General features: G+C 56.0%; 25 protein-coding genes. 13 read left to right on the plus strand and 12 right to left on the minus strand.

What is annotated here, in order from left to right:
• The first annotated feature begins 9 nt into the window (after positions 1 to 9).
• Complete coding sequence (gene rhtC / locus KGP26_RS01420; RefSeq protein ID WP_179249273.1) at positions 10 to 636, plus strand: threonine export protein RhtC; 627 nt, start codon at positions 10 to 12, stop codon at positions 634 to 636.
• 33 nt (positions 637 to 669) lie between these two features.
• Here the strand turns inward: rhtC and rhtB are convergent, their stop codons facing one another.
• A complete protein-coding gene (rhtB, locus tag KGP26_RS01425; protein ID WP_021181524.1) occupies positions 670 to 1,290 on the minus strand; it encodes a homoserine/homoserine lactone efflux protein in 621 nt (206 codons plus the stop codon).
• A gap of 116 nt (positions 1,291 to 1,406) precedes the next feature.
• Here rhtB and pldB point away from each other — a divergent pair, with 116 nt between their 5' ends.
• Positions 1,407 to 2,444 (plus strand): lysophospholipase L2, encoded by a 1,038-nt coding sequence (pldB, locus tag KGP26_RS01430; protein ID WP_218519994.1) that lies wholly within the window; start codon positions 1,407 to 1,409, stop codon positions 2,442 to 2,444.
• A gap of 11 nt (positions 2,445 to 2,455) precedes the next feature.
• Positions 2,456 to 3,256: a sugar/pyridoxal phosphate phosphatase YigL gene (yigL, locus tag KGP26_RS01435; protein WP_223664930.1), complete on the plus strand. Its 801-nt coding sequence runs from the start codon at positions 2,456 to 2,458 to the stop codon at positions 3,254 to 3,256.
• A gap of 307 nt (positions 3,257 to 3,563) precedes the next feature.
• Here yigL and alsS read toward each other — a convergent pair whose 3' ends face one another.
• Positions 3,564 to 5,243: an acetolactate synthase AlsS gene (gene alsS / locus KGP26_RS01440; protein ID WP_223664931.1), complete on the minus strand. Its 1,680-nt coding sequence runs from the start codon at positions 5,241 to 5,243 to the stop codon at positions 3,564 to 3,566.
• Between the two features lie 28 nt (positions 5,244 to 5,271).
• Positions 5,272 to 6,051 (minus strand): acetolactate decarboxylase, encoded by a 780-nt coding sequence (gene budA / locus KGP26_RS01445; protein WP_021807775.1) that lies wholly within the window; start codon positions 6,049 to 6,051, stop codon positions 5,272 to 5,274.
• A 429-nt stretch (positions 6,052 to 6,480) separates the two neighbouring features.
• Here budA and KGP26_RS01450 point away from each other — a divergent pair, with 429 nt between their 5' ends.
• Complete coding sequence (locus KGP26_RS01450) at positions 6,481 to 7,383, plus strand: LysR family transcriptional regulator (protein WP_021807776.1); 903 nt, start codon at positions 6,481 to 6,483, stop codon at positions 7,381 to 7,383.
• Positions 7,384 to 7,505: 122 nt separating this feature from the next.
• Here KGP26_RS01450 and glpQ read toward each other — a convergent pair whose 3' ends face one another.
• Both glpQ and glpT read right to left on the minus strand, forming a co-directional pair.
• Complete coding sequence (glpQ, locus tag KGP26_RS01455) at positions 7,506 to 8,585, minus strand: glycerophosphodiester phosphodiesterase (RefSeq protein WP_021807777.1); 1,080 nt, start codon at positions 8,583 to 8,585, stop codon at positions 7,506 to 7,508.
• Positions 8,586 to 8,688: 103 nt separating this feature from the next.
• Positions 8,689 to 10,041, minus strand: coding sequence for a glycerol-3-phosphate transporter (gene glpT / locus KGP26_RS01460; protein ID WP_021181519.1), 1,353 nt, complete (start codon positions 10,039 to 10,041; stop codon positions 8,689 to 8,691).
• Positions 10,042 to 10,402: 361 nt separating this feature from the next.
• On the opposite strand from glpT, the gene glpA reads away from it, so the two are divergent.
• The 3 genes from glpA to glpC are packed head-to-tail and all read left to right on the plus strand — an operon-like array spanning position 10,403 to position 14,509.
• A complete protein-coding gene (gene glpA, locus KGP26_RS01465) occupies positions 10,403 to 12,052 on the plus strand; it encodes an anaerobic glycerol-3-phosphate dehydrogenase subunit A (protein ID WP_223664932.1) in 1,650 nt (549 codons plus the stop codon).
• Positions 12,042 to 13,313 (plus strand): glycerol-3-phosphate dehydrogenase subunit GlpB, encoded by a 1,272-nt coding sequence (gene glpB, locus KGP26_RS01470; protein WP_223665703.1) that lies wholly within the window; start codon positions 12,042 to 12,044, stop codon positions 13,311 to 13,313. The genes glpA and glpB overlap by 11 nt, the downstream gene beginning before the upstream one ends.
• Positions 13,310 to 14,509 carry an anaerobic glycerol-3-phosphate dehydrogenase subunit GlpC gene (glpC, locus tag KGP26_RS01475; RefSeq protein ID WP_223664933.1) on the plus strand — a complete coding sequence of 400 codons (1,200 nt, stop codon included), beginning with the start codon at positions 13,310 to 13,312 and terminating at the stop codon, positions 14,507 to 14,509. Before glpB ends, glpC begins: the two co-directional genes overlap by 4 nt.
• Positions 14,510 to 14,544: 35 nt before the next feature.
• Here the strand turns inward: glpC and KGP26_RS01480 are convergent, their stop codons facing one another.
• From KGP26_RS01480 to KGP26_RS01490, 3 genes are read right to left on the minus strand one after another with little or no spacing between them, the layout of a single operon-like run.
• Positions 14,545 to 15,111 (minus strand): DcrB family lipoprotein, encoded by a 567-nt coding sequence (locus KGP26_RS01480; RefSeq protein WP_021807781.1) that lies wholly within the window; start codon positions 15,109 to 15,111, stop codon positions 14,545 to 14,547.
• A gap of 53 nt (positions 15,112 to 15,164) precedes the next feature.
• Positions 15,165 to 15,599 (minus strand): GNAT family N-acetyltransferase, encoded by a 435-nt coding sequence (locus tag KGP26_RS01485; protein ID WP_209555259.1) that lies wholly within the window; start codon positions 15,597 to 15,599, stop codon positions 15,165 to 15,167.
• Positions 15,600 to 15,647: 48 nt separating this feature from the next.
• On the minus strand, positions 15,648 to 16,313 hold the full coding sequence (locus KGP26_RS01490; RefSeq protein ID WP_021181513.1) for a 7-cyano-7-deazaguanine/7-aminomethyl-7-deazaguanine transporter: 666 nt from the start codon (positions 16,311 to 16,313) through the stop codon (positions 15,648 to 15,650).
• Positions 16,314 to 16,511: 198 nt separating this feature from the next.
• Here KGP26_RS01490 and tusA point away from each other — a divergent pair, with 198 nt between their 5' ends.
• Positions 16,512 to 16,763, plus strand: coding sequence for a sulfurtransferase TusA (tusA, locus tag KGP26_RS01495; protein WP_021181512.1), 252 nt, complete (start codon positions 16,512 to 16,514; stop codon positions 16,761 to 16,763).
• Between the two features lie 49 nt (positions 16,764 to 16,812).
• Here tusA and KGP26_RS01500 read toward each other — a convergent pair whose 3' ends face one another.
• Entirely contained in the window at positions 16,813 to 19,149 is a 2,337-nt protein-coding gene (locus tag KGP26_RS01500) for a zinc/cadmium/mercury/lead-transporting ATPase (protein ID WP_223664934.1), read from the minus strand.
• 142 nt (positions 19,150 to 19,291) lie between these two features.
• Positions 19,292 to 19,918, minus strand: coding sequence for a lysoplasmalogenase (locus KGP26_RS01505; RefSeq protein ID WP_021181510.1), 627 nt, complete (start codon positions 19,916 to 19,918; stop codon positions 19,292 to 19,294).
• Between the two features lie 163 nt (positions 19,919 to 20,081).
• Between KGP26_RS01505 and KGP26_RS01510 the strand changes: the two genes are divergently transcribed.
• Entirely contained in the window at positions 20,082 to 20,441 is a 360-nt protein-coding gene (locus tag KGP26_RS01510; protein WP_021181509.1) for a DUF2500 domain-containing protein, read from the plus strand.
• A 29-nt stretch (positions 20,442 to 20,470) separates the two neighbouring features.
• On the opposite strand, the gene KGP26_RS01515 is transcribed toward KGP26_RS01510, so the two are convergent.
• Positions 20,471 to 20,743, minus strand: coding sequence for a DUF1145 family protein (locus tag KGP26_RS01515; protein ID WP_021181508.1), 273 nt, complete (start codon positions 20,741 to 20,743; stop codon positions 20,471 to 20,473).
• On the minus strand, positions 20,733 to 21,356 hold the full coding sequence (gene rsmD, locus KGP26_RS01520; protein ID WP_223664935.1) for a 16S rRNA (guanine(966)-N(2))-methyltransferase: 624 nt from the start codon (positions 21,354 to 21,356) through the stop codon (positions 20,733 to 20,735). Before rsmD ends, KGP26_RS01515 begins: the two co-directional genes overlap by 11 nt.
• Positions 21,357 to 21,565: 209 nt before the next feature.
• Here rsmD and ftsY point away from each other — a divergent pair, with 209 nt between their 5' ends.
• From ftsY to rpoH, 4 genes are all read left to right on the plus strand, one after another.
• Entirely contained in the window at positions 21,566 to 23,113 is a 1,548-nt protein-coding gene (ftsY, locus tag KGP26_RS01525) for a signal recognition particle-docking protein FtsY (RefSeq protein WP_223664936.1), read from the plus strand.
• Positions 23,114 to 23,118: 5 nt separating this feature from the next.
• Positions 23,119 to 23,790 carry a cell division ATP-binding protein FtsE gene (ftsE, locus tag KGP26_RS01530; protein WP_021181505.1) on the plus strand — a complete coding sequence of 224 codons (672 nt, stop codon included), beginning with the start codon at positions 23,119 to 23,121 and terminating at the stop codon, positions 23,788 to 23,790.
• Positions 23,780 to 24,733, plus strand: coding sequence for a permease-like cell division protein FtsX (ftsX, locus tag KGP26_RS01535; RefSeq protein WP_021181504.1), 954 nt, complete (start codon positions 23,780 to 23,782; stop codon positions 24,731 to 24,733). Before ftsE ends, ftsX begins: the two co-directional genes overlap by 11 nt.
• A gap of 314 nt (positions 24,734 to 25,047) precedes the next feature.
• Positions 25,048 to 25,905, plus strand: a complete 858-nt coding sequence (gene rpoH / locus KGP26_RS01540; protein ID WP_021181503.1) for an RNA polymerase sigma factor RpoH — start codon at positions 25,048 to 25,050, stop codon at positions 25,903 to 25,905.
• Positions 25,906 to 25,933: the final 28 nt, after the last annotated feature.

Below are 25,933 nucleotides of genomic sequence, written 5' to 3' on the forward strand. Positions count from 1 at the left end.
TAATCACTCATGCTGATGTTGTTTTTAACGGTGGCGATGGTGCATTTGATTGCGCTGATGAGCCCAGGGCCGGACTTCTTTTTTGTATCGCAAACCGCAGCCAGCCGCTCCCGTCGCGAGGCGATGATGGGCGTGGTGGGGATTTCCCTCGGCGTCATGGTCTGGGCCGGTGTGGCGCTGCTGGGGTTGAACCTGATCCTGCAAAAGATGGCCTGGCTGCACCAGATCATCATGGTGGGCGGTGGCCTGTATCTGTGCTGGATGGGCTGGCAACTGCTGCGCTCCGCCCGTGGCCAGAATGCGCAAACTGCTCCGGCAGCAGAAGTGAAGGTGGCGTTACCCAAGCCGGGCCGCAGCTTTATCCGTGGCTTGCTCACCAACCTTTCCAATCCCAAGGCTGTTATCTACTTCGGTAGCGTGTTCTCGCTGTTTGTCGGCGAGGATGTAGGTGCCGGAGCGCGCTGGGGACTGTTCGCTCTGATCACCGGTGAAACCTTTATCTGGTTCACCCTGGTGGCGATCATCTTTGCGTTACCCGCTATGCGCCGGGGCTATCAGCGGATGGCGAAGTGGATCGATGGCCTGGCCGGGGTGTTGTTCACCGGTTTTGGCCTGCATCTGATCTTCACGCGTTAATGATTACCGGGCCGACCCCTGCGGCCCGGTAGATCATGCCTTTCTAGCCGTTGCCAGTAATCCCGCCACCAGAATAAACAGCGAGCCAAAAATCCGGTTTAACAACTGCATTTGGCGCGGGGTCTTTAACCAACCGGCAATGCGCGTGGCCAGCGTGGCATAGCCAATCATCACCAGAATATCGATCACCACCGTGGTGACGCCGAGAATGACATACTGCTCGGCCTGGGGCTGGTTGGGCATGATAAACTGCGGGAACAGGGCTGCCAGAAACACGATGCTCTTGGGGTTGGTCAGATTCACCAGTACGGCGCGGCGAAACAGACGGCGCCGTGGCATGGTGCCTGCCAGAGTGTGCAGATCCAACGCGCCTGCGGCACGCCACTGCTGGATACCCAGCCACACCAGATAGGCCGCACCAAACCATTTCAGCAGTTCAAAGGCCAGCAGCGATTGGGAGACCACCGCGCCGAGGCCAATCCCCACCAGCACGATATGGATACTCAGGCCAACCTGGAGGCCTGCAATTGACGCTGCCGCTCCGCGATAGCCGTGGCTGATACCGGTACTCATGGTGTTGATGGCACCGGAGCCGGGGGAAAGGCTGAGGATAAGGGTTGTCAGCAGATAGGTTAACCACCAGTCTAAGGTCATCGCAATGCTCCCTGAATACACCAATTTGTCACCAATTTGTGCCACAATACGCTAGTATGATTTCCCGTGCCAGAGATCACATTTACCTCTCTGAACATCCCGTTAAAAGGTAGGCCATGTCGTCAATCACCCTCGATCCAGCTGAATGGTTAAACCGTGAAAAGCAGTTTTCTGCCTTCGCGACTGGGCCACTGCTGGATTTTTGGCGGAGACGTGAGGAAGGGGAGTTCATCGGCGTCGGAGGCGTACCGATCCGCTTTGTGCGCTTAGCTTCCCCGCTACACCAGCGGGTGGTGGTGATAAGCCCCGGGCGCATCGAAAGCTATATCAAGTACCCCGAAGTGGCGTACGATCTGTTTCACTGCGGCTATGACGTGATGATCATCGATCATCGTGGTCAGGGGTTATCCGGGCGGATGCTGGCAGATACGCACCGGGGGCATGTGGTAAACTTTGCCGACTACGTAGACGATTTTGCCCAGTTTTATCATCAGCAGGTTAAACCCTTGGGTTACCGGCAGCACGTCGCGCTGGCACACTCTATGGGGGGCGCGATACTGGCGCAGTTTTTGGCACGTGAGCCACAGTCGTTCGCCGCCGTCGCACTCTGCGCGCCGATGTTGGGCATTTATCTGCCGATGCCGGGCTGGATGGCCAACGGTATTTTGAGCTGGACGGAAAAACGCCCAGGGCTGCGTGACTATTACGCGGTGGGCACCGGGCATTGGCGTCCTTTACCCTTTGTGGTCAATACGTTGACCCACAGCCGCGAGCGTTATCGCCGCAACCTGCGTTATTACGCCGATCATCCCGAACTGCGGGTAGGTGGGCCAACCTATCACTGGGTCAAGGAAAGTATTCAGGCCGGGCAGCAGATCATCGCCCAGGCTGCTAACATCACTACGCCGATTTTATTATTGCAGGCCGGTGAGGATCGGGTGGTCGACAACCGTTCCCAGCGCGCTTTTTGTCAGGCACTGTCAGACGCGGGGCACCCTTGTGAAGGGGGAAAACCGTGGGTTATCAAAGGCGCTCGCCATGAGATCCTGTTCGAACGGGACGCGATGCGCGCCGAGGCACTGAACGCAATCCTGCGTTTCTTTGCTCAGCACTTAGGCGGTACTGCTGCCGCCGAAAATTCCACTAGAGGTTAGAACATATCGCTATGTATCACGTCGTTGCTTCCGATTTAGATGGCACTCTGCTGTCCCCTGAGCACACCCTGACACCGTACGCCAAAGAAACGCTGCAGCTGCTGACGCAGCAGGGCGTGCACTTTGTTTTCGCTACCGGCCGCCACCATATCGACGTTTCCCAGATCCGCGATAATCTCGGCATCAGTGCTTTTATGATCACCTCCAACGGTGCGCGGGTACATAACACCGCCGGTGAGCTGATCTTCAGCCACAACCTGGATGAGGATATCGCCCGCGATCTGTACAACATGATGCACGACAACCAGGAGATCCTGACCAACGTCTACCGCAACGACGACTGGTTCATGAACCGTGAAAGCCCGGAGCAGGAAGCCTTTTTCCAGGAATCGATCTTTAAATATCAGTTGTTTGAGCCGGGCTTGCTGGAAACCGATGGCGTGTGCAAGGTGTATTTCACCTGCGACGATCATGAAAAACTGCTGCCGCTGGAAGATGCCATCAACGCGCGTTGGGGCGATCGGGTCAACGTCAGCTTCTCGTTCCCAACCTGCCTGGAAGTGATGGCCGGTGGCGTCTCGAAAGGCCATGCGTTGGAAGAAGTCGCCAAGATCATCGGCTATTCGCTCAAAGAGTGCATCGCCTTTGGCGACGGCATGAACGATCTGGAAATGCTGTCGATGTCCTGGAAAGGCTGCATCATGCAGGATGCCCAGCAGCGTCTGAAAGACAAACTACCGGAGCTGGAAGTGATTGGCTCCAACGTTGACGACGCGGTGCCTCATTACCTGCGTAAAATGTACTCGATTTAACTGATTGGGCGCAGTCTTCACCGGCTGCGCCCGCCGAGCGACTCAGCTCACATTCCGTGCTACAAAACGATTTACCATTGGGTTCAGTGCTATGCACCTGATATGGAAAACGTCTGTGTTGGTACCGACGCCATCCGACCGATCTGTGCCGGCTGTTGATAGCCACGGCATAAAGCACGGCTTATAGCAGAGCACTTACGTTATTGAAACAGCAAGGCAAATGCCCTCCAAGCCTAGTGCACCGTCAGGTGAACGACGTTTACAGTCTCCAAGGGGTAGCCTAAGGGAACGTTTTCCCTAGCCCGAATTAAATCATTTGGCTAAAGTTCATTTGAGCCATCAGTTTGTAATTGTCAGCATAATCTACCGGGATCGCCACCACCACCGGCCCCTCAATTTCCATAGCCTTACGCAACATATACCGCAAATCCTCCACTGATTGCACTGCAAATCCGACGGCGCCGCATGCCTCTGCATAGGCTTTGAAATCAATCGGGCCAAACTCTACACCAGACTTGCGTTGATATTTACTCACCTCCTGCATCTCCACCATGTTGTAGGCATTATCCACCCAAATCACATGCACAATATTGGCTTTCAGCCGCACTGCGGTTTCCAGCTCCATGCTCGACTGCATAAATCCCCCATCGCCGGAGATGGATAACACTTTGTCTCCCGGCCGGACCAACGCCGCACCAATGGCCCACGGCAGGGCAACCCCCATGGTTTGCTGGCCATTGGAGATCAGGAGTTGGCGGGCGCGGAAGCAATACAAATAGCGAGCGATCCAGATATGGAAGCTCCCCATATCCACACATAGCGTCACGTCATCGCTGACGATATCCTGCAGTTCCTTGACGATGCGCAACGGATGAATCGGCATGCCGCCACGGCCTGCAGCACGCTCTGCCAGCTCGGCGCGCTGTAGGCCGAGATCGGATAAGATCAGTTCCACTTCGGCAGGCATACTGAGCACATTGCTGAAACCTTCGGTCAGCAAATTGATAGTGGCGTTGATATTGCCGATAAGCTCCACATCTGGGCGGTAACAGGTATCAATTTCGGCCGGTTGTACATCGATATGTACCAGCATCAACCGCCTTTGGCTGTTCCACATGCAGGGGTCGTATTCGATCGGGCTATAACCCACACTGACCACCAGATCGGCCTTTTGCAACAGTTGGTCGGCAGGCTGATTGTTGAATAACCCGACGCGGCCAGCAAAGCGGGAAAAATCATTAACATCAATCACTCCGGCGGCTTGATAGGTTCCTACCACCGGCATATGCGTACGCTGTAACAAATGGCGTATTGCGGCACTGTTTTCTGGGCGGCTGGCTTGCAGCCCCAGTAACAGTACCGGACATTTCGCCTGCTGGATCAGTTTAAGCGCCTCATGAATGTCTTCGGTTGAAGCGGCCCCCAGACGGGGTGAGCGGCATCCGGTCAGCACCGGTGCCGTAACCGGTTCATTGATGATATCCATCGGCAAGCTGATAAACACAGCCCCAGGACGGCCAAATTCAGCACTGCGAAACGCATTGGCCATGACTTCTGAAATGGCGGAACCGGTATGTACCTCGGCACAATATTTGGTGACTGGCCGGAACATGCTGACGGTATCCATGCTCTGGTGTGTTTGTTTCAGATTGTCAGCACGTTTCACCGCTCCGCCCAAGGCCACCACCGCATCCCCTTCGGAGGTTGCGGTGGCCAGCCCGGTGATCAGGTTAGAACTGCCCGGCCCGGAGGTCACCAGTGCGACCCCTGCCTTGCCGGTCAAGCGGCCAACTGCCGCTGCCATAAACGCCGCGTTGGCTTCGTGACGTACCACCACGGTTTTTATCTCAGGTTCATCTTCCAACGCATCGAATACGCGGTCTATTTTAGCTCCGGGGATACCAAATACCTGTTTCACACCCTGCGCGTGCAGATTTTTAACCACCAAATCTGCCCCACACCGCCAGTGATTGTCTGAACCAACCATAATCCACCTCCTGAAAAAACGACGCCGATTAACCCTCGGCAGAACGAATGGCGCAATCCAAATCCTCTGGACAGAGATCGGCGCACAGGAAATCCGCATCGTGCGGCAATTGAAGATTGAGACGAGCGATCACGCCAAACTGCAGACGGCCATGATCGAGTTGATAATCCAATACATGACCCCCACCGATGCGATCGTCGGTGATAAAGTGTTCGTGGTAACCCGCAACACTGATGCCCTGCATATAATCAGGTGAGCGGAATCCCACCAATGTGCCGCTGCGTTGCTGAAATGCAAAGGTCGGCTGCGCTTCGATCGCTTCCAGCATCGGTTTGTAGGGCCGCTCTTGCCGCGGTACGGTCCGAGTTTCCACGTGGCTGAACAGACCATCAACCCGTAGCGCACAGAACAGATTAGGTGAAGCTACCTGCTGGTCGATGCACCGGTGCAGGTCGGCTTTGCAGATCGGTTTTTCCATCTTTAGCGTCACGCTAGGCTGAAAAAAAGTGACCACCGCGAACGGCGTTCTTTGTTGCAGACTGGCCGCGCGGGCGCTGCCATCTGCACGCAACTGATGTACTTCCCGATCAAAAGCGATCAGTTCACCATCAAGATGGTTGAAGGTCCCTAGACCGAAATTACCGTGTGTGAGCAATTCGGCGATAGTGACATCCCCTTCGTAAACGCCACCAAGCAAGGCGCTCATCAATGAGGTCTGATAAATTTCCCCCTGACCACAATCCAGCGCTTGCCTGGCAAAACCTTGCGCCAACTGCTGCGCACATGAACAGCCGTGATTTTCATTCATTACCACCTCCTCCACCCGCACGGCATCTAAAGTGCTATGCGTTTAAATGCTCAAGAGCATGAGCAAACCTGCCGCTGCCAAAGCGCTCACTTAGAACCCTTCACTGGCAGCGGCAAAAAACAGTGATACAAACAGGCAACGTGCCGGACTCAAGCAGAGTCTAGATAAAACAAAGACCTTCTAATGATTTTAACCGTGACACATCACGTTTACGGTTAATTCGGTATTAATTTGAAAATAAATTCAGCAGATTAATTCACTATTCAATATCAAATTTTAAGGTTTATAAAAATAAACCAAGGCATTTTATCTTGATAATTTAATATTTTCAGCGCGATATCGCTGCTTTACTCTGGGGGTAGAGTAACGTTAACTCAGCCGGTAGAGAACCGAGTATTCATAAGAAATGCTTTTGCATATAATGCAAAGATGAATGACGCACGCTATGCCGAACATTTGCCGATCTTTCTCGATGTTGCCCAATTGGGTAGCTTCTCTGCCGCCGCACGCAAACTGGGCATGGTGCCTTCTTCATTGGTGCGGCATATCGATACGCTGGAAGGTGAACTTGGCGTCATGCTGTTTGTGCGCTCAACTCGCGGCCTGGTGCTGACCGAAGCTGGTGAAATGCTGAAAAAGCGCGCCTCACAGTTGCTGACGCAAATCATCGATATCCGCGCCGAACTGGCAGCGCAAAACGAGACTCCGCAAGGCGTGCTGCGTATCAGTTGCTTGCCCACTTTCGGTAAAACCTATCTGTTGCCGCTCTTACCGGTGCTAATCCAGCGTTATCCAAGGTTGGTAGTTGAGTTGGATCTCACCGAACGCCAGACCGATCCGAAACAAGAAATGCTGGACGCCGCCATCCGTATCGGCGAGCAGAAAGACAGTTCACTGTACGCAAACCGCATCGCTACACAGCGCTGGTTCATGTGTGCCAGCCCGGACTATATCGTTCGCAATGGGAAACCGGCCAACCTACAGGAGTTACGTGATCATCAGTTGATCGCCCGCTATCACAAACAGCAACCCGCTTGCTGGGCGCAAATCCTCAGTGAACCTCTGATGAATCAGTGCAAGATGGTGCTGCGCTGTGATGATTTCTCGGCACAACGCCAAGCGGCATTACTCGGATTAGGCATCACTTTCTTGCCTAACTGGGTGGTGGGGCCGGATATTCAGGCAGGAAGTTTGTTGCCCCTGCTGGCAGATCCGCGCGGCGAGGAACAAGGGATCTATCTATTGCGCCCAGCAGCCAGAATTTCGGCCAAATTGAGCGTTTTTATGAGTTTGCTCACTGAGCGTATTGGTCAACCTCCAAGCTGGCAATGAAGTGGCTCGATCGAGCTTTTCAATCCCGGTTCAGCCTCTGGCATAGGCATTTATGTGGTTGCTTTGCTGTTACGGCAGACTTGGTTCTGATCCCCACCGGGTAACCCGGTGGGGAGTTGTCGTTACTTATGTTGCCCCTGCTTTTGCAGGAACTGTACACCCTTGTCCGGGAAGTCGGTAAACACGCCGTCAACGCCCGCCTGATTGTAAATCGCGTCGAACAGCTGGTTCACGTCGGTGACGTATTTCGGCAGCTTATCGGCACGAATGGTGTAAGGGTGCACCGCCATATTGCTGGCATGAGCGTCCTTGACCATATCGGTCAACACAATCTGGTTCGGCTTCGATTTCTCTTCGACGATCAGCATGTGATAATCAGGCCCGATGCCGTCGGCATACTGGGCGATCTTTTTCATCGCGCCCGGTTTGAACATCCAGTCGTAGTCATAGTTGACCCACTTGCCGTCGGCCTTCTGCTCGTAGGTTTCGTTCCAGTCGGTGTAGGCAATCAGCTGTACCAGCTTCAGATCCATCCCCATCTTGGGTTCCAACTGATCCTTGATGCGTTTCAGCTCGTTGGCATCAAAACACTGCAGATAGACGTTGTCGCTCTTGCTGGTGTAGCCGTATTGCTTGAGGACTTCCAGCACCTTGGTGGAGATGTCTTTTCCTTCCTGCTGATGGAACCAGGGGGCCTTGATTTCCGGGTAGAGGCCGATGTTCTTGCCGGTTGAATGGTTGAGACCCTGCACGAACTCGATCTCTTCCTGGAAGGTGTGGACGCGGAAGTCGGATTTGCCCATCGGGAAGCGGCCAGGGTAGCTTTGCACCTGCTTACCGTCTTTGATATCAAAGCCTTCGGTGAACTTCAGTGATTTGATCTCAGGCAGCGTAAAGTCGATGGCGTAGTAGCGGCCATCTTTACGCGCCCGGTCCGGGAAACGTTCGGCAACGTCGGTGACGCGATCCAGATAGTGGTCGTGCAACACTACCAGTTCGTTGTCTTTGGTCATCACCAGATCTTGCTCAAGGAAGTCGGCGCCCTGCGCGTAGGCCATTGCCTTGGCCGGTAACGTATGCTCCGGCAGATAGCCGCTGGCACCGCGGTGAGCGATAACGACTTTATCCGCAGCCTGGGCGGCACTGAGCATTGAAGTGGCAAGAATGATCCCTGTCAGCAGGGCTTTGGTTTGAGTCCGCATTCTGTGTAGCTCCATGTTGTAGAGGTAAGAAAAAGGCCGCACAAGCGCGGCCTTAGATTAACGATAAAGGGTAGGGGCGCTGCATACTGCGCCCGCTTAGCTTTTAGCCGCGTTTAGCCGCGATTTCTGCGTGGTGTTTCTTCTCGCTGATCATGGTCAGCACCAGCAGGATCACCGCACCGATGCTGCCGCCGATCATCACCATAAAGCCGCCGTCCCAACCGAAGTAGTCAACGGTATAGCCGACGATGGCGCTGGCTGCGACCGAGCCCCCCAGGTAACCGAACAGACCGGTAAAGCCGGCGGCGGTACCTGCCGCTTTCTTCGGTGCCAGTTCCAGCGCGTGCAGGCCGATCAGCATGACTGGGCCATAGATCAGGAAGCCGATGGTGATCATACAGGCCATATCGATGCCAGGGTTACCCACCGGGTTCAGCCAGTAAACGATGGTGGCGATGGTTACCAGCACCATGAAGAACACCCCGGTGGCACCACGGTTGCCTTTAAACACCTTGTCCGACATCCAGCCGCACAGCAGGGTGCCTGGAATACCAGCGTATTCGTAAAGGAAGTAGGCCCAGGAGGACTTATCCAGTGCGAAGTGTTTCACTTCTTTCAGGTAGGTTGGTGACCAGTCCAGGATGCCGTAGCGCAGCAGATACACGAACACGTTGGCGATCGCGATGTACCACAGCAGTTTGTTTGGCAACACGTACTGCATGAAGATCTGCTTGGCCGTCAGCTCTTCTTCTGCTTCTTCGGTATAATCATCCGGATAGTCGTTTTTGTATTCTTCAATCGGTGGCAGACCAACAGATTGCGGGGTGTCACGCATCAAGGCGAAGGCGATCAGGGCCACCAGGATCGCACCGAAGGCGGGCATATACAGCGCCGCATGCCAGTCGTTAAACCAGGCCATACCTAGCAGGAACAGCAGTGGAGGCAGGCCGCCACCGACGTTGTGCGCACAGTTCCATACCGAAACGATACCGCCACGCTCTTTCTGCGACCACCAGTGCACCATGGTACGGCCACAAGGCGGCCAGCCCATACCTTGGAACCAACCACACAGGAACAGCAGCACGAACATCACGGCAATGCTGGAGGTTGCCCAAGGCACGAAGCCCATAAACAGCATGACGGCAGCGGCCAGTATCAGGCCGGCGGGTAGAAATACGCGCGGGTTGGAGCGGTCTGAAACCGACCCCATGATGAACTTGGAGAAACCGTAGGCGATGGAAATCCCTGACAGCGCGAAGCCCAGGTCACCACGGCTGAAGCCCTGATCGATCAGATATGGCATCGCCAGGGTGAAGTTTTTACGCACCAGATAGTAGGCGGCGTAACCGAAAAAGATCCCCATAAAAATCTGCCAGCGCAGCTTACGGTAGAGCGGGTCTACCTTGTCGACTGGCACACGAGAAATGTGTGCGGCTGGCTTAAAAATACTCAACATGAGCGCCTCCGATGGCTTTATCTGTTTATTGCCTCAACAGGAAACGGCTGTCCTGAAGATGAGCTTGCGGATACCTGAAGTGTTGTTAAATGTTCCATAACGAGCGCAATGCTAGAGAAAACCCCCCGGTCTCACCGTGATGGATGGCTCATTTGTTACACTTTTATGAAACTGTGGCGAATTTTGAGTGATCGGTTAACATTTTGGAATGGCTAAATAGCACAAATACGTGATGTTTGTCACATTCATGGCTTTTTATGGCCATATTATTTTCGTTTTCTGTTCGTTATTGTTCCTTATCAAACAAAAACCCTACTGACTGTGGCTAAATAAAGCCATAACTACAGGCTCAGGGGGCGTGATGAGCAACAACTCACCAATCACCGAAACGGACGTGATCATCATTGGCGGCGGCGCTACCGGCGCGGGGATTGCCCGTGACTGTGCGCGGCGCGGTCTGCGTTGCGTTTTACTGGAAAGGCATGACATCGCCACTGGCGCTACTGGCCGCAACCACGGGTTGTTGCACAGCGGAGCGCGCTATTCGGTCACCGACGGCGAATCTGCACGCGAATGTATTGAAGAAAACCGCATTCTCAAGCGTATTGCCCACCACTGCATCGAACGTACCGATGGCCTGTTCATTACCTTGCCTCAGGACTCATTGGCCTTTCAGCAGCAGTTTATTGCCGCCTGTCGCAGCGCCGGGATCGAGGCCGAAGCCATTGACCCCGCGCTGGCATTACGCCTGGAGCCTGCGGCTAACCCGGCGCTGATCGGCGCAGTGCGGGTGCCGGATGGCACCGTCGATCCTTTCCGCTTAACGGCGGCCAACATGCTTGATGCGCGTGAACATGGCGCACAAATCCTCACCTATCATCAGGTTACCGGTTTGTTGTGTACTGGCGATCGCGTGACGGGCGTGCGCGTTTTCGATCACAAGGCCGCACAACAGTACGATATTCATGCTCAGGTGGTGGTCAACGCCGCCGGGATCTGGGGCCAGCAAATTGCCGAGTATGCCGATCTGCGCATCCGCATGTTCCCTGCCAAAGGGGCATTGCTGATCCTGGGCCATCGCATCAATAACATGGTGATTAACCGCTGCCGCAAACCGGCGGATGCCGACATTCTGGTGCCTGGCGATACTATCTCGCTGATTGGCACCACCTCTACCCATATCGATTACGACCAGATCGACAACATGGTCGTGACGCCACAGGAAGTGGATATATTAATCCGAGAAGGCACTCTGTTGGCTCCGAAATTGGCGCAAACGCGCATTCTGCGTGCCTATGCGGGCGTGCGGCCACTGGTCGCCAGCGACGACGATCCCTCCGGGCGTAACGTCAGCCGTGGCATCGTGCTGCTCGATCATGCGGCGCGCGATGGGTTGGAAGGCTTTATCACCATTACCGGCGGCAAATTGATGACTTACCGGCTGATGGCCGAATGGACCACCGACCTGGTCTGCGCCAAGCTGGGCATTGACAGCCCTTGCACCACGGCGGAAGCGGCGTTGCCCGGTTCCCGTCAGAGCGCCGAAGAAACGGTGCGCAGCGTGGTTTCACTGCCTGCCAGCATCCGGGGGTCGGCGGTGTACCGCCATGGCGATCGCGCCAGTCTGGTCCCTTCTGGTAACCGGCTGGACAACAGCCTGGTGTGTGAGTGTGAAGCAGTGACCGCCGGTGAGGTGCGATATGCGGTGGATTCTCTGACCGTCAACAATCTGGTCGATCTGCGCCGCCGTACCCGCGTGGGTATGGGGACCTGCCAGGGTGAGCTGTGCGCCTGCCGTGCCGCAGGTTTGTTGACGCGGTTTAACGTGGTAACGCCGCAGCAATCCATCACCCAACTGTCCCATTTCCTCAATGAACGCTGGAAAGGCGTGCGGCCTATCGCCTGGGGCGATGCCCTGCGGGAGAGCGAATTCACCAGTTGGGTATATCAAGGGTTATGTGGGTTAGATGCGCAAGGCGACCCTAAGCAGGAGGCGGATGATGCAATTTGATGCGGTGGTGATTGGTGGTGGCTTGGCCGGGATGAGCTGTGCTATCCGTTTAGCCGAGCATGGCAAACGCTGTGCGGTAGTCAGTTCCGGCCAAAGCGCGCTCTATTTTTCTTCCGGCTCGCTCGATCTGTTGGCCCATCTGCCCGATGGTACGCCGGTGGCATCGCCTCTGTCTGCCTTGCCCGAACTGGCGCAACAGGCTCCGCAGCATCCGTATAGCCTGATGGGTGCCACACAGGTGGCCGCGCTGGCAACGGAGGCTGAACAATTGCTACAGCGTTGCGGGTGGCAGATGCAGGGTGATAGCAGCCAAAACCATCTACGCGTGACCCCGCTTGGGACCCGCCGTGCCACCTGGCTCAGCCCCCTGGCGATCCCTGTCTCTCCCTTGGGCAGCAAGTTGCCGTGGCAGAATATCGCCGTGCTGGGGATTGAAGGCTTTCTGGATTTCCAACCGCAGATGGCGGCCAGCTCATTGATGCAAGAGCAGGGGCTCAAGGCTGAGGTGGCATTTTTGCATCTGCCTGTTTTGGATCGTCTACGTAATAATCCCAGCGAGTTCCGCGCGGTGAATATCGCCCGCGTACTGGATCTGCCAGAACATCTGACTCAGTTGGCGGAGGAGATCACGCGCCAGGCAGGTGAGGCCGAGGCCATCTTGCTGCCAGCCTGCCTGGGATTAGAGGATGATGAACCGTTGATGACGTTGCGCCGGTTGGTCGGTAAGCCCGTTTATCTGTTACCCACGCTGCCGCCTTCCGTGCTCGGCATGCGGCTGCATCAGGCATTGCGTCAGCGCTTGCAGCAACTGGGTGGGGTGTTTATGCCGGGGGATAGCGTGCTGCGTGCCAGCTTCGATGGGCAGCGCGTCACCGGTCTGTATACCCGCAATCACACCGATATTCCGCTGCGGGCGCAGCAGGTGATACTGGCCAGCGGCAGCTTCTTCAGCAACGGCCTGGTGGCCAATTTTGACGGCATTCGTGAGCCGGTATTTGGCCTCGACGTTTACAGCAAAGCCGAACGCGCCGACTGGAGCGATGCCAATCTGTTTGCTCCGCAGCCGTACCTGCAATTTGGGGTTCAGACCGATACCGCGCTACGGGCGTTAAAACAGGGGGAGGCGATGACCAATCTGTATGCTATCGGTGCCGTGGCTGGCGGTTACGATCCGTTGCAGCAGGGCTGTGGCGCCGGGGTTTCGCTGCTCGGCGCGCTGCACGTTGCCCAACAGATCCTGGCACAGGAGGTTTCAGCATGAGCCTGTTACCAGACAACAGCTTCGAGAGCTGCATCAAATGCACCGTCTGCACCACCTATTGCCCGGTTGCCAAGGCTAACCCGCTCTATCCGGGGCCAAAGCAGGCCGGGCCTGATGGGGAGCGCCTGCGGCTGAAAGATCCGGCGCTTTACGACGAAGCGATGAAGTATTGCACTAACTGCAAGCGCTGCGAAGTGGCTTGCCCCTCCGACGTTAAAATCGGAGATATTATCCAACGCGCACGGGCCAATTTCAGCCAAAGCAAACCGACGCTGCGCGATGCCATCCTCAGCCACACTGACATCATGGGCACGCTCTCGACGCCGTTTGCCCCTATCGTTAACGCGACTACCGGCCTGAAGCCGGTACGCAAGCTGTTGGATAAGGCGTTGAAGATCGACCATCGGCGTGAGCTGCCGAAATACTCGTTTGGCACCTTCCGCCGTTGGTACCGCCAGCAGGCGGAACAGCAGCAGCGCTATGCCGAGCAGGTGGCGTTTTTCCACGGTTGCTTTGTTAACTACAACCATCCACAGCTTGGCAAAGACCTGATCAAGGTGTTTAACGCCATGGATATCGGCGTGCAGCTGCTCAAGCGGGAGAAATGCTGCGGCGTACCGCTGATCGCCAACGGCTTTATTGCACAGGCGAAGAAGCAGGCTAAAGTGAATGCGGAATCGCTGCATGATGCGGTCCTGACCAAAGGCATACCGGTGGTGGCTACTTCGTCGAGCTGCACGTTTACCCTGCGTGATGAGTACCCGCATTTGCTGGAGGTGGACACCTCGGCGGTGCGTGAACGGGTGGAGCTGGCTACGCGTTATCTCTATCGTCTGCTCAGCCAAGGGCGCACCTTGCCGCTCAAACAGACGCCGCTGCGGGTGGCTTACCACACGCCGTGTCATATGGAGAAAATGGGCTGGACGGCCTATACGCTGGAGTTATTGCGGCAGATCCCAGGGCTGGAACTGGTGGTGCTGGACTCGCAGTGCTGCGGTATCGCCGGGACTTACGGCTTCAAGTCGGAAAACTATGAAACCTCGCAAGGCATTGGTGCCTCGCTATTTCGCCAGATTGAAGCCAGCGGAGTGGATATGGTGATCACCGATTGTGAAACCTGCAAATGGCAGATCGAGATGTCCACCAGCAAGCGCTGTGAACATCCGATCACCCTGTTAGCACAGGCATTGGCGTAACAGATTAAACGGGCCAGCATGCTGGCCCAGTGCGATTACTGCTTGATCTTCACCGTATTGAACACGCCAGCCGCTACGCTTTGAGACTGCTGCTGGTTATCCGCTGGCAGCGTGATTTGCAGGGTCAGTTGCTTACCGTCTGGCAGCATAGCAAGCAGCACGCCAGAGTAGGCTTTCTGGCCAGCCACGGTGATCACGGTATCCAGTTGGCGCATTGGCGTGCCGTTAATTTCAACCGCTTTATTGGTAATGACCTGCAGGTTGGCATCGCGGGAGTGTTGCTGCTCTTCCATGCGTTTGGCCAGGGTATCCAGATCGCCCGCTGCCTTGTCGGCAACGATCACGATCACCGCACGCTGGTTGGTGCTGTCGGCATAGATGTGCACGTTAGTTGGTTGGTTGGTCAGCTTATCGCTCTGATCGGCCAAACCGTTAGGCAGGGTAAAGGTCAGCTTGCCATCCAATAAACTCACCTGTTGTCCGCTTGGGACGCTGGCTGCTGCGCTGCCTGCGGGGGCATTAGTGTCTTTGGTGGCGCTATCACAGGCCGCCAGGCCAAGCACTAACAGGCCGATACCCATCAATTTTGTTACTTTACGCATCTGGTGTTCCTTATTCCTTTGCAGATAGAGTTGGTTGACCGTATGGCTAGATGTCACAGGTTTTTTTTAAGTAATAGACGATACTCGTCTACTTCGCCTTTCTTTTCTAGAGTGAAAATCTGATATTCGTGACTAATGAGCATTATTAGCATGGCGCGGAACTGGTTGCGGGTTTTTACCCACAGTTGCTGATAGCCTTGCGAACGCGCCCAACGCTCTTGCTCCGCCAGCATGGTTTGGGCGATACCCTGGCGGCGAAAATCAGGTAAAACTGCGCCCAGCCAGCTGTAGAACTCCCCCGGCGCGGTTTGATAGCCGAGTTTAAAACCGGCTGCCTGGCCATCAATTTCGGCAATCAAGCCGTGAGAAGGGTTATCCCCGATACGTTGCTGCAAATCTTTCAGGCTGTGCAGACTGCCAAATTCTGGAATGCAGAGGTAAAGAGAGAAGATCTCTTCAAGTGTAGCTTGGCGAGTGGTTAAGCGCATGGGCAGCCTCCGTTAAATCAGGCTGCCCAGTATAAACCAGAAGGCGGGTTAACTCAGTTGCAACCGGTTGGCGGGTTGGCGTTCTGCCAGACGTTTGAGCAGCATATTGAGCAGCACCCCGTACATCGGCAGGAAGAATACCAGACAGATCAGCACCTTGAAGCTGTAATCTACCAGCGCGATTTCCACCCAGTTGGCGGCCATAAAGGGATCGCTGCTTTTGTAGAAGGCGATAAAGAAGAAGGCCAGGGTATCGCTGATATTGCCAAGGAACATGGCCGCGGCGGGGGCAACCCACCAGGCACTGCGTTGACGTAGGCGGTTGAACACCTGCACGTCCAGGATCTGGCCCAGTACGTAGGCCATAAAGCTGGCGGCGGCGATACGCGCTACAAACAGGTTGAAGCTGGTCAAGGCGGCAAAGCCCTGCCATTCACCCTGGAAAGTGACGGTGGAGATCACATAGGAGATAAACAGCGCCGGGACCATCACGGCAAGGATAATCCTGCGTGCCAGCGGAGCACCGAAGATCCGCACGGTCAGGTCAGTGGCCAGGAAGATAAACGGAAAAGTGAAGGCACCCCAGGTGGTGTGAAAGCCGAAAATGCTGATCGGCAACTGCACCAGGTAGTTGCTGGAAGTAATGATGGCGATGTGAAATAGCGATAGCCAAACCAACGCGATTAAGCGTTGTCGATCGGTAAACGAATACATAATGTAGCCTTTTTGAGTGTGGGGTGAGGGAACCCATTGTTAACTGCGCGGCGACATGGTACGCGTTTGGGCATTCAATGCAATGGTTAAATTTAACGCAAACGTTAACGTATCTTGCGCAGAAAAACTACCGGCGTAAACTAGCGGGTAATCAGATCCGGCGAGGGTTCGCCGATCGTTTTAGATCGAGAGAGATGTATGACTGACATTTTTGCCCAGGCAGACCAGACGCTAGACGCGCTGGGGCTGCGCTGTCCGGAACCGGTCATGATGGTGCGCAAAACCGTGCGCCATATGGATAACGGTAAAACCTTGCTGATCATTGCCGACGATCCGGCCACCACCCGCGACATCCCGGGTTTTTGCCGCTTTATGGAACATACGCTGGTGGCCCAGGAAACCGAGCAGGCCCCATATCGTTACCTGCTGCGTAAGGGCCTGGCAGAATAATCCTTTGGCTGTCAGGCCCATTTCCATAACGGGCCTGACAGATGTTCTACTATGTACGTTTCTTCAGCAGCCGTAAGGCGTTGGCGGTCACCAGCGCGGTTGCTCCAGAGTCTGCCAATACGGCCAGCCACAGGCCAGTCATCCCCAGTAGGGTGGTGACCAGGAAAATCGCTTTCAGCCCAAGCGCAATCGTAATGTTCTGGCGAATATTAGCGTGGGTAGCGCGGGAGATGCGGATCATCTCGGCAACGCCGGTCAACCGGTTGTGTGTCAGCGCGGCATCCGCCGTTTCCAATGCCACGTCGGTACCGCTCCCCATCGCAATGCCAATGCTGGCGGCCTTCATCGCCGGGGCATCGTTGATACCGTCGCCGATCATGGCGGTAGGTTGCAACTTGCTCAGCTCGGTTACCGCGTTCACTTTGTCTTCCGGCATTAACCCGGCGCGGTAATCGATCCCCAATTCATTGGCAATGGCGGCCGCAGCGCGCGGGTTATCACCTGTGAGCATCACGCCACGAACGCCTAACTGCGCCAACTCGGCAATCGCCTGTTTAGCGTCGCTACGCAAGGTGTCACGCAACGCCAGCAAACCGATAGGCTGCCCGTCCTCTAGCACCACCACTGCGGTTTTACCCGCCGTTTCCAGCGTCTCTACCTGGCTGCGCCATTCGCTGCTCAACTGGCTTTCCGTCAACTTGCCCGGGGCGCTGATCAGGATAGTTTTACCGTCAACCTTCCCTTCAACCCCGATACCCGCCAGAGCCCGGCGGCCTTCGGCCAGTGGCAATGCAGTCCCGTTCTCCGCTGCGCGCTTGACGATCGCCTGTGCCAGTGGATGATGTGAGCCCGTCTCGACAGCCGCTGCAATGGCCAGCAGTTGCTGCTCGCCAAGCCCGACTGCTGGCAGCACATCGGTTACCGTCGGTTTGCCTTCGGTCAGCGTACCGGTTTTATCGAACGCGATGGTTTGCACTTGGCCCAACTGTTCCAATGCAGCACCACCTTTAATCAGCGCGCCCCGGCGCGTGGCCGCCGCAAGGCCAGAGGTGATGGCCGCTGGCGTGGAGATGACCAAGGCACACGGACAACCGATCAGCAGCAAGGTCAGACCCCGGTAGATCCACATCTCCCAAGGCTCGGCAAACAGCAGCGGTGGCACCAGGATCACCGCCACGGCCAGCAGCATGATCGCCGGAGTGTAGTAACGGCTGAAGCGATCGAGGAAGCGCTCAATCGGTGCGCGGCGCTCTTCGGCCTCTTCAATCAGCTGCAGGATACGGTCGATGGCATTTTTACCCGGCTCGGAAGTGACCTTCATCTGCGCGGCCTGATCGACGGACAGGCTGCCAGCGGCCACTTTCTGACCCTGTTGGCGCTCTACCGGCACGGATTCACCGGTTAAAGCGCTTTCGTCAAAGCTGGCGAACGGGTTTAGCAACTCGGCATCGGCAGGCAAGCGGCCACCGGGCGCGATCTCTATTACGTCACCGGGGCGCAGGCTGACTACAGGCACGCGTTTACGTACGCTGCCCTGGATAAGCAGAGCATCTTCCGGCACCAGTTCCATCAACGCTTTCACGCCACGGCGTGCACGATTGGCCGCGTAGGATTCCAGCAGTTCTCCCACCATAAACAACAGCAGCACCATGGCCGCTTCGGCGGTGGCACCGATAAACAGCGCACCGATGGCGGCAACGCTCATCAAGGTTTCTATGGCAAACGGTGTGCCTGAACGGATCAGGCGCAAGGCTTTGCTGGCAATCGGCACCAGGCCGACCAAGGTGGTGGCAATAAAGGCAATTTCGCCCAGCCGTGGGTTGAAGAAGTCGAGAACCCAACTGAGCACCATCAGTGCGGAGAGCAGCAGCAGAGGGCCGTACTCACCAAACCGGGAGGTTTTGGGTTCATCGCCTATTGCCGGCGGGTTAGTCCCCAACAGGGTAAAGCCAGCCTGTTTTACCGCGTCCTGGATCCGCATGCTGACGTCGGATTGGGCATCCACCACCAGTTTTTCCGTGGCAAACAGCACGCGAGCGCTGTCGACGCCGGGGATCGACGTTACGGCATTTTCGATTTTCTTGGCACAGCTCGGGCAATCCATGCCGGTGACTTTCCAACTGAAACGCTGGCTGCCGGAAGGGGGAACGGCAGCCAGCCTGTCGCTTTCCTCATCCGGGTCGTCGGGGCCATCGCTACTGCAGCAGCTGGCACCGTGATCGTGGGCCGCGTGATGGTCATGGGCAGCGGTTGCTCCCACCGGGGTTTTTTCATTGCTACAGCCATGCTGGGTTTTGGCGTGGTCATGACTACAGCCGCAGCCGTGATCGTGATTATGTTCTTGATGCTGATGCTCTTGGTGATTATGTGGTTTATGAGTCTGCATAGCGCCCCCTTCAGGCAATCCAATATCCTCTCAACAAGCACTCTACACCTTGGAGCTGGCTCCAGAGTCAAGTGCGATATGAGAATTATTGTTAATTGAGGGGGAGGCTACGGATCCGGTTGCCCGAATCCGTAGCCTGTCATTACAGATATAGCGAGCGGACGATGAGGAAATGCCCGGAGAAGTAGCAGAAAGCGACCACGGCATCTGCCGCACGGAAGGTAAAGCGGTAGCGGTTCAGCAGCCAGACGATATTCGCCAACAGCAGCAGCGAGGTACCCGCCAGCAATGAGAAGCCAAAGTCGGTACTGCGCAGGAAATATTGTTCCCCCGCCAGCCACACCATCAGCAGCGTCATAGCGACCAGCGTGGCGATCGGCCAGCGCATCTCTTCCAACCGGCTCCAGATGATGGCCAGCAGCAGTGCGCCAATCACCAGCAGCACCAGCGGCAAAGGCCAGAACAGGCTGAAGGTCATCTGGCTGGCAAAGCTCAGGGTATACAGCAGGTGTGAGAGGAAGAAAGCACCGATGGCGTACAGCACCCGCTCGCGCGGCAGCAGTAACAAGGCATCACCCGCCAGCGTAGCCAACAGGCCCAAAACGATCAGATAACCCGCAGGGCCCAATACCGGAGCCTGCCAGGCCAATAACAGCAACAGCAGTAAGGTGACTGGTTTAAATACCCAGCGTTGCCAGCGCGGGCCGCGATAGGAGGCATCAACGAACAACCAACCGGAAAAAAATACGGCAAGGAACGGCCAACTCATATGTATTCCTTATTTATTATGGGAGCCGGGATAACCAACTCCAGGTTGTCACTTTCTCAGTGTAAGCAGCGCGCGTGGGTTCGACAATGCTTTCTTCCGAATGCTATGTTTACGCGGTTTTAGGCGTGAATGAAATCCGCCGGATAAAAGAGGAAAACCGTCAATGAGTAAGCCACCGTTGTTCTTTGTTGCCGTGATCGCGCTGATCGCGGTGCTGGCGACCCGCCAATACCTCAACAAACGCCGCCAGGATGCGGATAATGACCGTCAGCCGGTGCGTACATTGCAGGTGGAAGTCAGCGCCAAGCGGGAGTTCCCCTCGCCGAATCGTCGTTCGCGGCAGCGGGAAAATATCGTGGTGGAAGATATGCGTTACGAAGTGTACTTCCGTCCGTTGACGGGCGGCAGCGAGATCAAAATACCGTTGCCGCAGCAGCAATATAATCAGATAGATAAAGGCGCTCAGGGCACGCTGAGCCTGCAGGGCACCCGCTTTATCTCCTTCACGGCACAGAAATCGTAGGGGCGCCTCATGCTGCGCCCGCTAAAAGGCTATTTTTTCTTCAGCGGCGGCTGTTTTTTCTGCCAGTCCAACAGCTCAAACACGCCAAAAATAAAGATCTTGGTTTCCAGCCAGCGGCTGATGGGCTGGTCTTTCGGCTGGGTGGATTTCAGTAGCACCAGCTGTAGCCCGTGCATAACCACCATAAAGAACAAGGCTACGTTGATGAAGTAGGTCAGTGGTTTGGGGTACGGGTGGAACAGGTTGGTGAGCAGAAAGCCCCACACGCACAGCATCAGCAGACGGCCCAGGTTAATCAGCATGTTCGGTTTTCTCTTCAAGGGTGCGGAGGTAAAGGCGATAGGCTACCTGGCCGGCGACCTTCTCGCGGTGCAGTGTCCAGGTCGCAGGAATATCGGTGGCGGCGCTTTCGGCTTCGGCCTCGACGTAAATCCAGGCCTCGTTCGCTAACCAACCCTGTTGTTCCAACAGCGTGACGGTATCGGCCAGCAACCCTTTGCGGAACGGGGGATCGAGAAACACCACGTCAAAAGGTTGCCCGTTACCTGCCAACCAGGTCAAAGCGTTGGTATTCACCACGCTGCCATTGCCTTGCAACAGCGCCAGGTTTTTCCCCAGCTGTTGGGCTACTGGCCGCTCGTATTCCAGCAGCGTGGCGCTTTCGGCATAGCGCGATAAGGCTTCCAATCCCAACGCACCGCTACCCGCGAAGCAGTCCAGACAGCGAGCCCCACGGATCACCGGGGCTAACCAGTTGAACAAGGTTTCGCGTACGCGGTCGGTGGTTGGCCGTAGCCCCTCACTGTTGGGCACCGGCAGTTTGCGCCCGCGCCATTGGCCGCCGATGATGCGGATCTGGCCAGCGGAGGCCGTCTGCGGTTTTTTGAGCGCGCCGCGCGGTGGTTGTTTTGCCATAAAGAGTCTTAATCAGTTGCGAAGTTAACGAAAAGTTACCGCCATTCTATACCGGATTGCGGATAAGTTGCAGCCTGGAGGCGGTGAGAGCGTTAAAACTACCGCGATGAAAGCATTGCCGATGCGTGTTGCTGTGCCAGGGAAAGTGATAGACTCGGCGAATTAATTTTTCGCATTTGCAAGCCATTGGTACGGAGTAGGGTCAGAACATGGCAAAAGATAAAAAACGTGGGTTTTTCTCCTGGCTGGGCTTCGGCCAGAAGGAAGAAGAGCAGCAACAACCTGAATCTGCCGTAGAACAGGCGGAACAGCAGGCCGCAGAAACCCCGGCTGCCCCCAAACTGGACGATAAGCTTCCTACCCAGGGATCTGCTCCAGCCGCCACCAAAGATACCCCAGGGGAGTGGGATAGCAGCCTGAGCGGCGAGCCTATCACCGAAAATATCCTGCCGCTGGACGAACACCATGCTGAGCCGGTGGCGATCGAAGAAGTCACCGTAGCGCAACAGCCTGAGGCGCAAGTAGAAGAACCCGAGCTGATTGAAGCGCCAGCCGAGATTATTGAACCTGAGCCAGAGGTGATTGAAGCGGTAATCGAAGCGTCTGCTGAAATTATCGAACCTGAACCCGAGGTGATTGAAGCGGTAATCGAAGCGCCTGCTGAAATTATCGAACCTGAACCAGGGGTGATTGAAGCGGTTATCGAAGTGCCTGCTGAAATTATCGAGCCTGAGCCAGAGGTGATTGAAGAGGTTATCGAGCCTGAGCTGGAAGCGGAACCCGAACAGCCTGAGCTGCTGGCTCCGGCGGTAACGCAAGAGCAAGAGCGCCCGAGCAAAGAAGGCTTCTTCGCCCGTCTTAAACGCAGCCTGCTGAAAACCAAACAGAATCTGGGTTCCGGCTTTATCGGCCTGTTCCGTGGCAAGAAGATCGACGACGATTTGTTCGAAGAGCTGGAAGAACAACTGTTAATCGCCGACGTTGGTGTAGAAACCACTCGTAAAATCATTGAGTCTCTTACTCTGCACGCCAGCCGTAAGCAACTGAAAGATGCCGAATCGCTGTATGGCAAACTGAAAGAAGAGATGGCGGAAATTCTCGCCAAGGTGGATCAGCCACTGGATGTCGGTGGCAAAACGCCATTCGTGATCCTGATGGTGGGTGTCAACGGCGTGGGTAAAACCACCACCATCGGTAAGCTGGCGCGTCAGTTCCAGGCCGAAGGTAAATCGGTGATGTTGGCCGCGGGCGACACTTTCCGTGCCGCAGCGGTTGAGCAGTTGCAGGTCTGGGGCGAACGTAACCGCATTCCGGTCATCGCTCAGCATACCGGTGCCGATTCCGCTTCGGTGATCTTCGACGCGGTGCAGGCGGCCAAAGCCCGCAATATCGATGTGCTGATTGCCGACACCGCTGGTCGCCTGCAGAACAAGGCGCACCTGATGGAAGAGCTGAAGAAGATCGTGCGGGTGATGAAAAAACTGGACGAGCAGGCCCCCCATGAGGTTATGCTGACTCTGGATGCCAGCACCGGACAAAATGCGGTTAACCAGGCGAAATTATTTAATGAAGCCGTGGGCCTAACCGGCATAACGCTGACTAAACTGGACGGTACCGCCAAAGGCGGGGTGATCTTCTCCATTGCCGATCAGTTTACTATCCCGATCCGTTACATCGGCGTTGGTGAAGGCATCGAAGATTTGCGGCCGTTTAAGGCTGATGACTTTATTGAGGCACTTTTTGCCCGAGAGGATTGATACGGATGATTCGCTTTGAACAGGTCAGTAAAGCTTATCTGGGCGGACGGCAAGCCCTGCAGGGGGTAGATTTTCATCTGCGTCCGGCGGAGATGGCGTTTCTGACCGGCCATTCCGGCGCGGGGAAAAGTACCCTGCTGAAACTGATTTGTGGGATTGAGCGGCCAAGCGCCGGTCATATCTGGTTTGGCGGGCATGACATCAGCCGGTTGAAAAACCGCGAGGTGCCTTTCCTGCGCCGCCAGATCGGCATGATTTTCCAGGATCACCATCTGCTGCTGGATCGTACGGTGTATGACAACGTGGCGATGCCGCTGGTCATCGCTGGAGCCAGTACCGAAGATATCCGTCGCCGCGTTTCGGCTGCGCTGGACAAGGTCGGGCTGCTGGATAAAGCGAAGAACTTCCCCATTCAGCTCTCCGGTGGTGAGCAGCAGCGCGTTGGCATTGCCCGCGCGGTGGTGAACAAGCCAGCGGTGCTGTTGGCGGATGAACCGACCGGTAACCTGGATGACGCCCTGTCGGAAGGGATCCTGCGCCTGTTTGAAGAATTTAACCGCGTTGGGGTGACGGTGCTGATGGCAACCCACGACACCGGGCTGATCGCCCGGCGCAATTACCGCATCCTGACGCTGAGCCAGGGCCGTATGGTAGGGGGGGCACAGCATGGCGAATAATGCAAAAACCGCCAAGAGCAAGGCACTGCGCGGTGGCTGGCGTGAACAGTGGCGCTATGCCTGGATGAACGCGATTGCCGATATGCTGCGCCAACCGCTGGCAACGCTGCTGACCGTGATGGTCATCGCCATCTCCCTGACGCTGCCGAGCGTTTGCTACATCGTCTGGAAGAACGTCAGTACCGCTGCAACACAGTGGTACCCAACGCCACAGTTGACGGTGTATCTGGATAAATCCCTCGACGATGATGCGGCGGTCAAAGTGCTGGATGCCATCAAGGCCGAGGCCGGGGTGGAGAAGGTGAACTACCTGTCACGTGAAGAGGCGCGGGGCGAGTTCCGCAACTGGTCTGGTTTTGGTGGCGCGCTGGATATGCTGGAAGAAAACCCGCTGCCAGCCGTGGCGATTGTCACGCCGCAGATGAGTTTCCAGAGTTCCGATACGCTCACTACCCTACGCGATCGCGTGGCGGCGGTGCAGGGCGTGGATGAAGTCAGGATGGACGACAGCTGGTTTGCCCGCCTGGCGGCGCTGACCGGGTTGGTGGGCCAGGTGGCCTTGATGATCGGCATACTGATGGTGGTGGCGGTGTTCCTGGTGATTGGTAACAGCGTGCGTCTGAGCATCTTCAGCCGTCGCGATACCATCAACGTGATGAAGCTGATCGGTGCCACCGACGGCTTTATCCTGCGGCCATTCCTCAACGGTGGTGCAATGCTCGGCTTCTTCGGCGCGCTGCTGTCGCTGGCCCTGTCTGGCGCGCTGGTGTGGAAGCTGGAGTCGGTAGTGACCAACGTGGCGAAGGTGTTTGGCACCACCTTTACCCTGCATGGCCTGGGTTGGGATGAGGCGCTGTTGCTGCTGCTGATCTCGGCGATGATCGGCTGGATTGCCGCCTGGTTGGCCACCGTGCAACATTTACGCCGATTTACACCACAATAGTGAATTTTTGGTATACTCTTCTCCTGCTGCGGCCCGGTTGCCGTGCTGCGGGAGAAGAGCTGCCAGACCTCAACATCTCCGATCTCTTCTCAAACGCACAAATTCCCAATCAACCTGAGCTTGCATGACGTATTGTCGTGTGCACTGTGTGTGAAAAATGGTGAACTTTTGGGGTTGAGCACGGTCCAAATCTGCAGCAAATGTTTAGGTGCCCGGCGAGTGGACCCGCTTTTGCAACAGCAACTGCCGCAAGATCAATAGCTCCCCGCCGTGAAATCACCTGCATGACCAGTTTTATCAAGAGAGGGTTTTGAATGACCAAAGAAATGCGCACTTTAGCCTTAGTCCCACAGGGCAGCTTGGAAGCCTACCTGCGGGCAGCCAACACCTATCCGATGCTGACGGCAGAGGAAGAGCGGGAACTGGCTGAACGGCTGCATTATCAGGGCGATCTGGAAGCAGCTAAGCAGCTCATCCTGTCTCACCTGCGCTTTGTCGCTCATATTGCCCGTAACTATTCAGGGTACGGTTTGCCGGTGGCAGATCTTATCCAGGAAGGGAATATCGGCCTGATGAAGGCCGTGCGTCGCTTCAACCCAGAGGTTGGCGTACGTCTGGTGTCCTTTGCGGTGCATTGGATCAAGGCAGAAATTCACGAATACGTGCTGCGCAACTGGCGTATCGTCAAAGTGGCGACCACCAAGGCGCAGCGCAAGCTGTTCTTCAACCTGCGTAAAACCAAGCAGCGTCTGGGCTGGTTCAATCAGGACGAAGTGGAGCTGGTCGCGCGCGAGCTGGGTGTCACCAGCAAAGACGTGCGTGAGATGGAGTCGCGTATGGCGGCACAGGACATGACCTTTGACCCAACGCCGGAAGACGAAGGGCGTGACGGTCATGCCATGGCCCCAATGCTCTATCTGCAGGATAAAAGCTCGGACTTTGCCGAAGGGATCGAAGAAGATAACTGGGAAAGCAACGCCGCAGACAAACTGGCCTACGCGCTGGAAGGTCTGGACGAGCGCAGCCAGCATATCATTCGCGCCCGCTGGTTGGACGACGACAACAAGTCCACCCTGCAGGAGCTGGCCGATCAGTACGGCGTTTCCGCCGAGCGTGTGCGCCAGCTGGAAAAGAACGCCATGAAGAAACTGAAGATGGCGATCGAAGCCTGATACTGATAGCGCTTAACGTTCGAAAAGC

This window comes from Serratia sp. JSRIV002 (genome assembly GCF_019968725.1).
GTDB lineage: Bacteria > Pseudomonadota > Gammaproteobacteria > Enterobacterales > Enterobacteriaceae > Chania > Chania fonticola_B.

Bases quoted from the DNA above. Each gene is read 5' to 3' on its own strand.
- KGP26_RS01480 (WP_021807781.1), bottom strand. From the start codon at position 15,111: ATGCGTAAAGTAACAAAATTGATGGGTATCGGCCTGTTAGTGCTTGGC.
- budA (WP_021807775.1), bottom strand. From the start codon at position 6,051: ATGAATGAAAATCACGGCTGTTCATGTGCGCAGCAGTTGGCGCAAGGT.
- KGP26_RS01505 (WP_021181510.1), bottom strand. From the start codon at position 19,918: ATGAGTTGGCCGTTCCTTGCCGTATTTTTTTCCGGTTGGTTGTTCGTT.
- glpB (WP_223665703.1), top strand. From the start codon at position 12,042: ATGCAATTTGATGCGGTGGTGATTGGTGGTGGCTTGGCCGGGATGAGC.
- ftsX (WP_021181504.1), top strand. From the start codon at position 23,780: ATGGCGAATAATGCAAAAACCGCCAAGAGCAAGGCACTGCGCGGTGGC.
- rsmD (WP_223664935.1), bottom strand. From the start codon at position 21,356: ATGGCAAAACAACCACCGCGCGGCGCGCTCAAAAAACCGCAGACGGCC.
- yigL (WP_223664930.1), top strand. From the start codon at position 2,456: ATGTATCACGTCGTTGCTTCCGATTTAGATGGCACTCTGCTGTCCCCT.
- alsS (WP_223664931.1), bottom strand. From the start codon at position 5,243: ATGGTTGGTTCAGACAATCACTGGCGGTGTGGGGCAGATTTGGTGGTT.
- KGP26_RS01515 (WP_021181508.1), bottom strand. From the start codon at position 20,743: ATGCTGATTAACCTGGGCCGTCTGCTGATGCTGTGCGTGTGGGGCTTT.
- glpC (WP_223664933.1), top strand. From the start codon at position 13,310: ATGAGCCTGTTACCAGACAACAGCTTCGAGAGCTGCATCAAATGCACC.
- ftsE (WP_021181505.1), top strand. From the start codon at position 23,119: ATGATTCGCTTTGAACAGGTCAGTAAAGCTTATCTGGGCGGACGGCAA.
- glpA (WP_223664932.1), top strand. From the start codon at position 10,403: ATGAGCAACAACTCACCAATCACCGAAACGGACGTGATCATCATTGGC.
- KGP26_RS01485 (WP_209555259.1), bottom strand. From the start codon at position 15,599: ATGCGCTTAACCACTCGCCAAGCTACACTTGAAGAGATCTTCTCTCTT.
- pldB (WP_218519994.1), top strand. From the start codon at position 1,407: ATGTCGTCAATCACCCTCGATCCAGCTGAATGGTTAAACCGTGAAAAG.
- glpQ (WP_021807777.1), bottom strand. From the start codon at position 8,585: ATGCGGACTCAAACCAAAGCCCTGCTGACAGGGATCATTCTTGCCACT.
- rhtB (WP_021181524.1), bottom strand. From the start codon at position 1,290: ATGACCTTAGACTGGTGGTTAACCTATCTGCTGACAACCCTTATCCTC.
- rpoH (WP_021181503.1), top strand. From the start codon at position 25,048: ATGACCAAAGAAATGCGCACTTTAGCCTTAGTCCCACAGGGCAGCTTG.
- ftsY (WP_223664936.1), top strand. From the start codon at position 21,566: ATGGCAAAAGATAAAAAACGTGGGTTTTTCTCCTGGCTGGGCTTCGGC.
- rhtC (WP_179249273.1), top strand. From the start codon at position 10: ATGCTGATGTTGTTTTTAACGGTGGCGATGGTGCATTTGATTGCGCTG.
- KGP26_RS01500 (WP_223664934.1), bottom strand. From the start codon at position 19,149: ATGCAGACTCATAAACCACATAATCACCAAGAGCATCAGCATCAAGAA.
- tusA (WP_021181512.1), top strand. From the start codon at position 16,512: ATGACTGACATTTTTGCCCAGGCAGACCAGACGCTAGACGCGCTGGGG.
- KGP26_RS01510 (WP_021181509.1), top strand. From the start codon at position 20,082: ATGAGTAAGCCACCGTTGTTCTTTGTTGCCGTGATCGCGCTGATCGCG.
- KGP26_RS01450 (WP_021807776.1), top strand. From the start codon at position 6,481: ATGAATGACGCACGCTATGCCGAACATTTGCCGATCTTTCTCGATGTT.
- glpT (WP_021181519.1), bottom strand. From the start codon at position 10,041: ATGTTGAGTATTTTTAAGCCAGCCGCACACATTTCTCGTGTGCCAGTC.
- KGP26_RS01490 (WP_021181513.1), bottom strand. From the start codon at position 16,313: ATGTATTCGTTTACCGATCGACAACGCTTAATCGCGTTGGTTTGGCTA.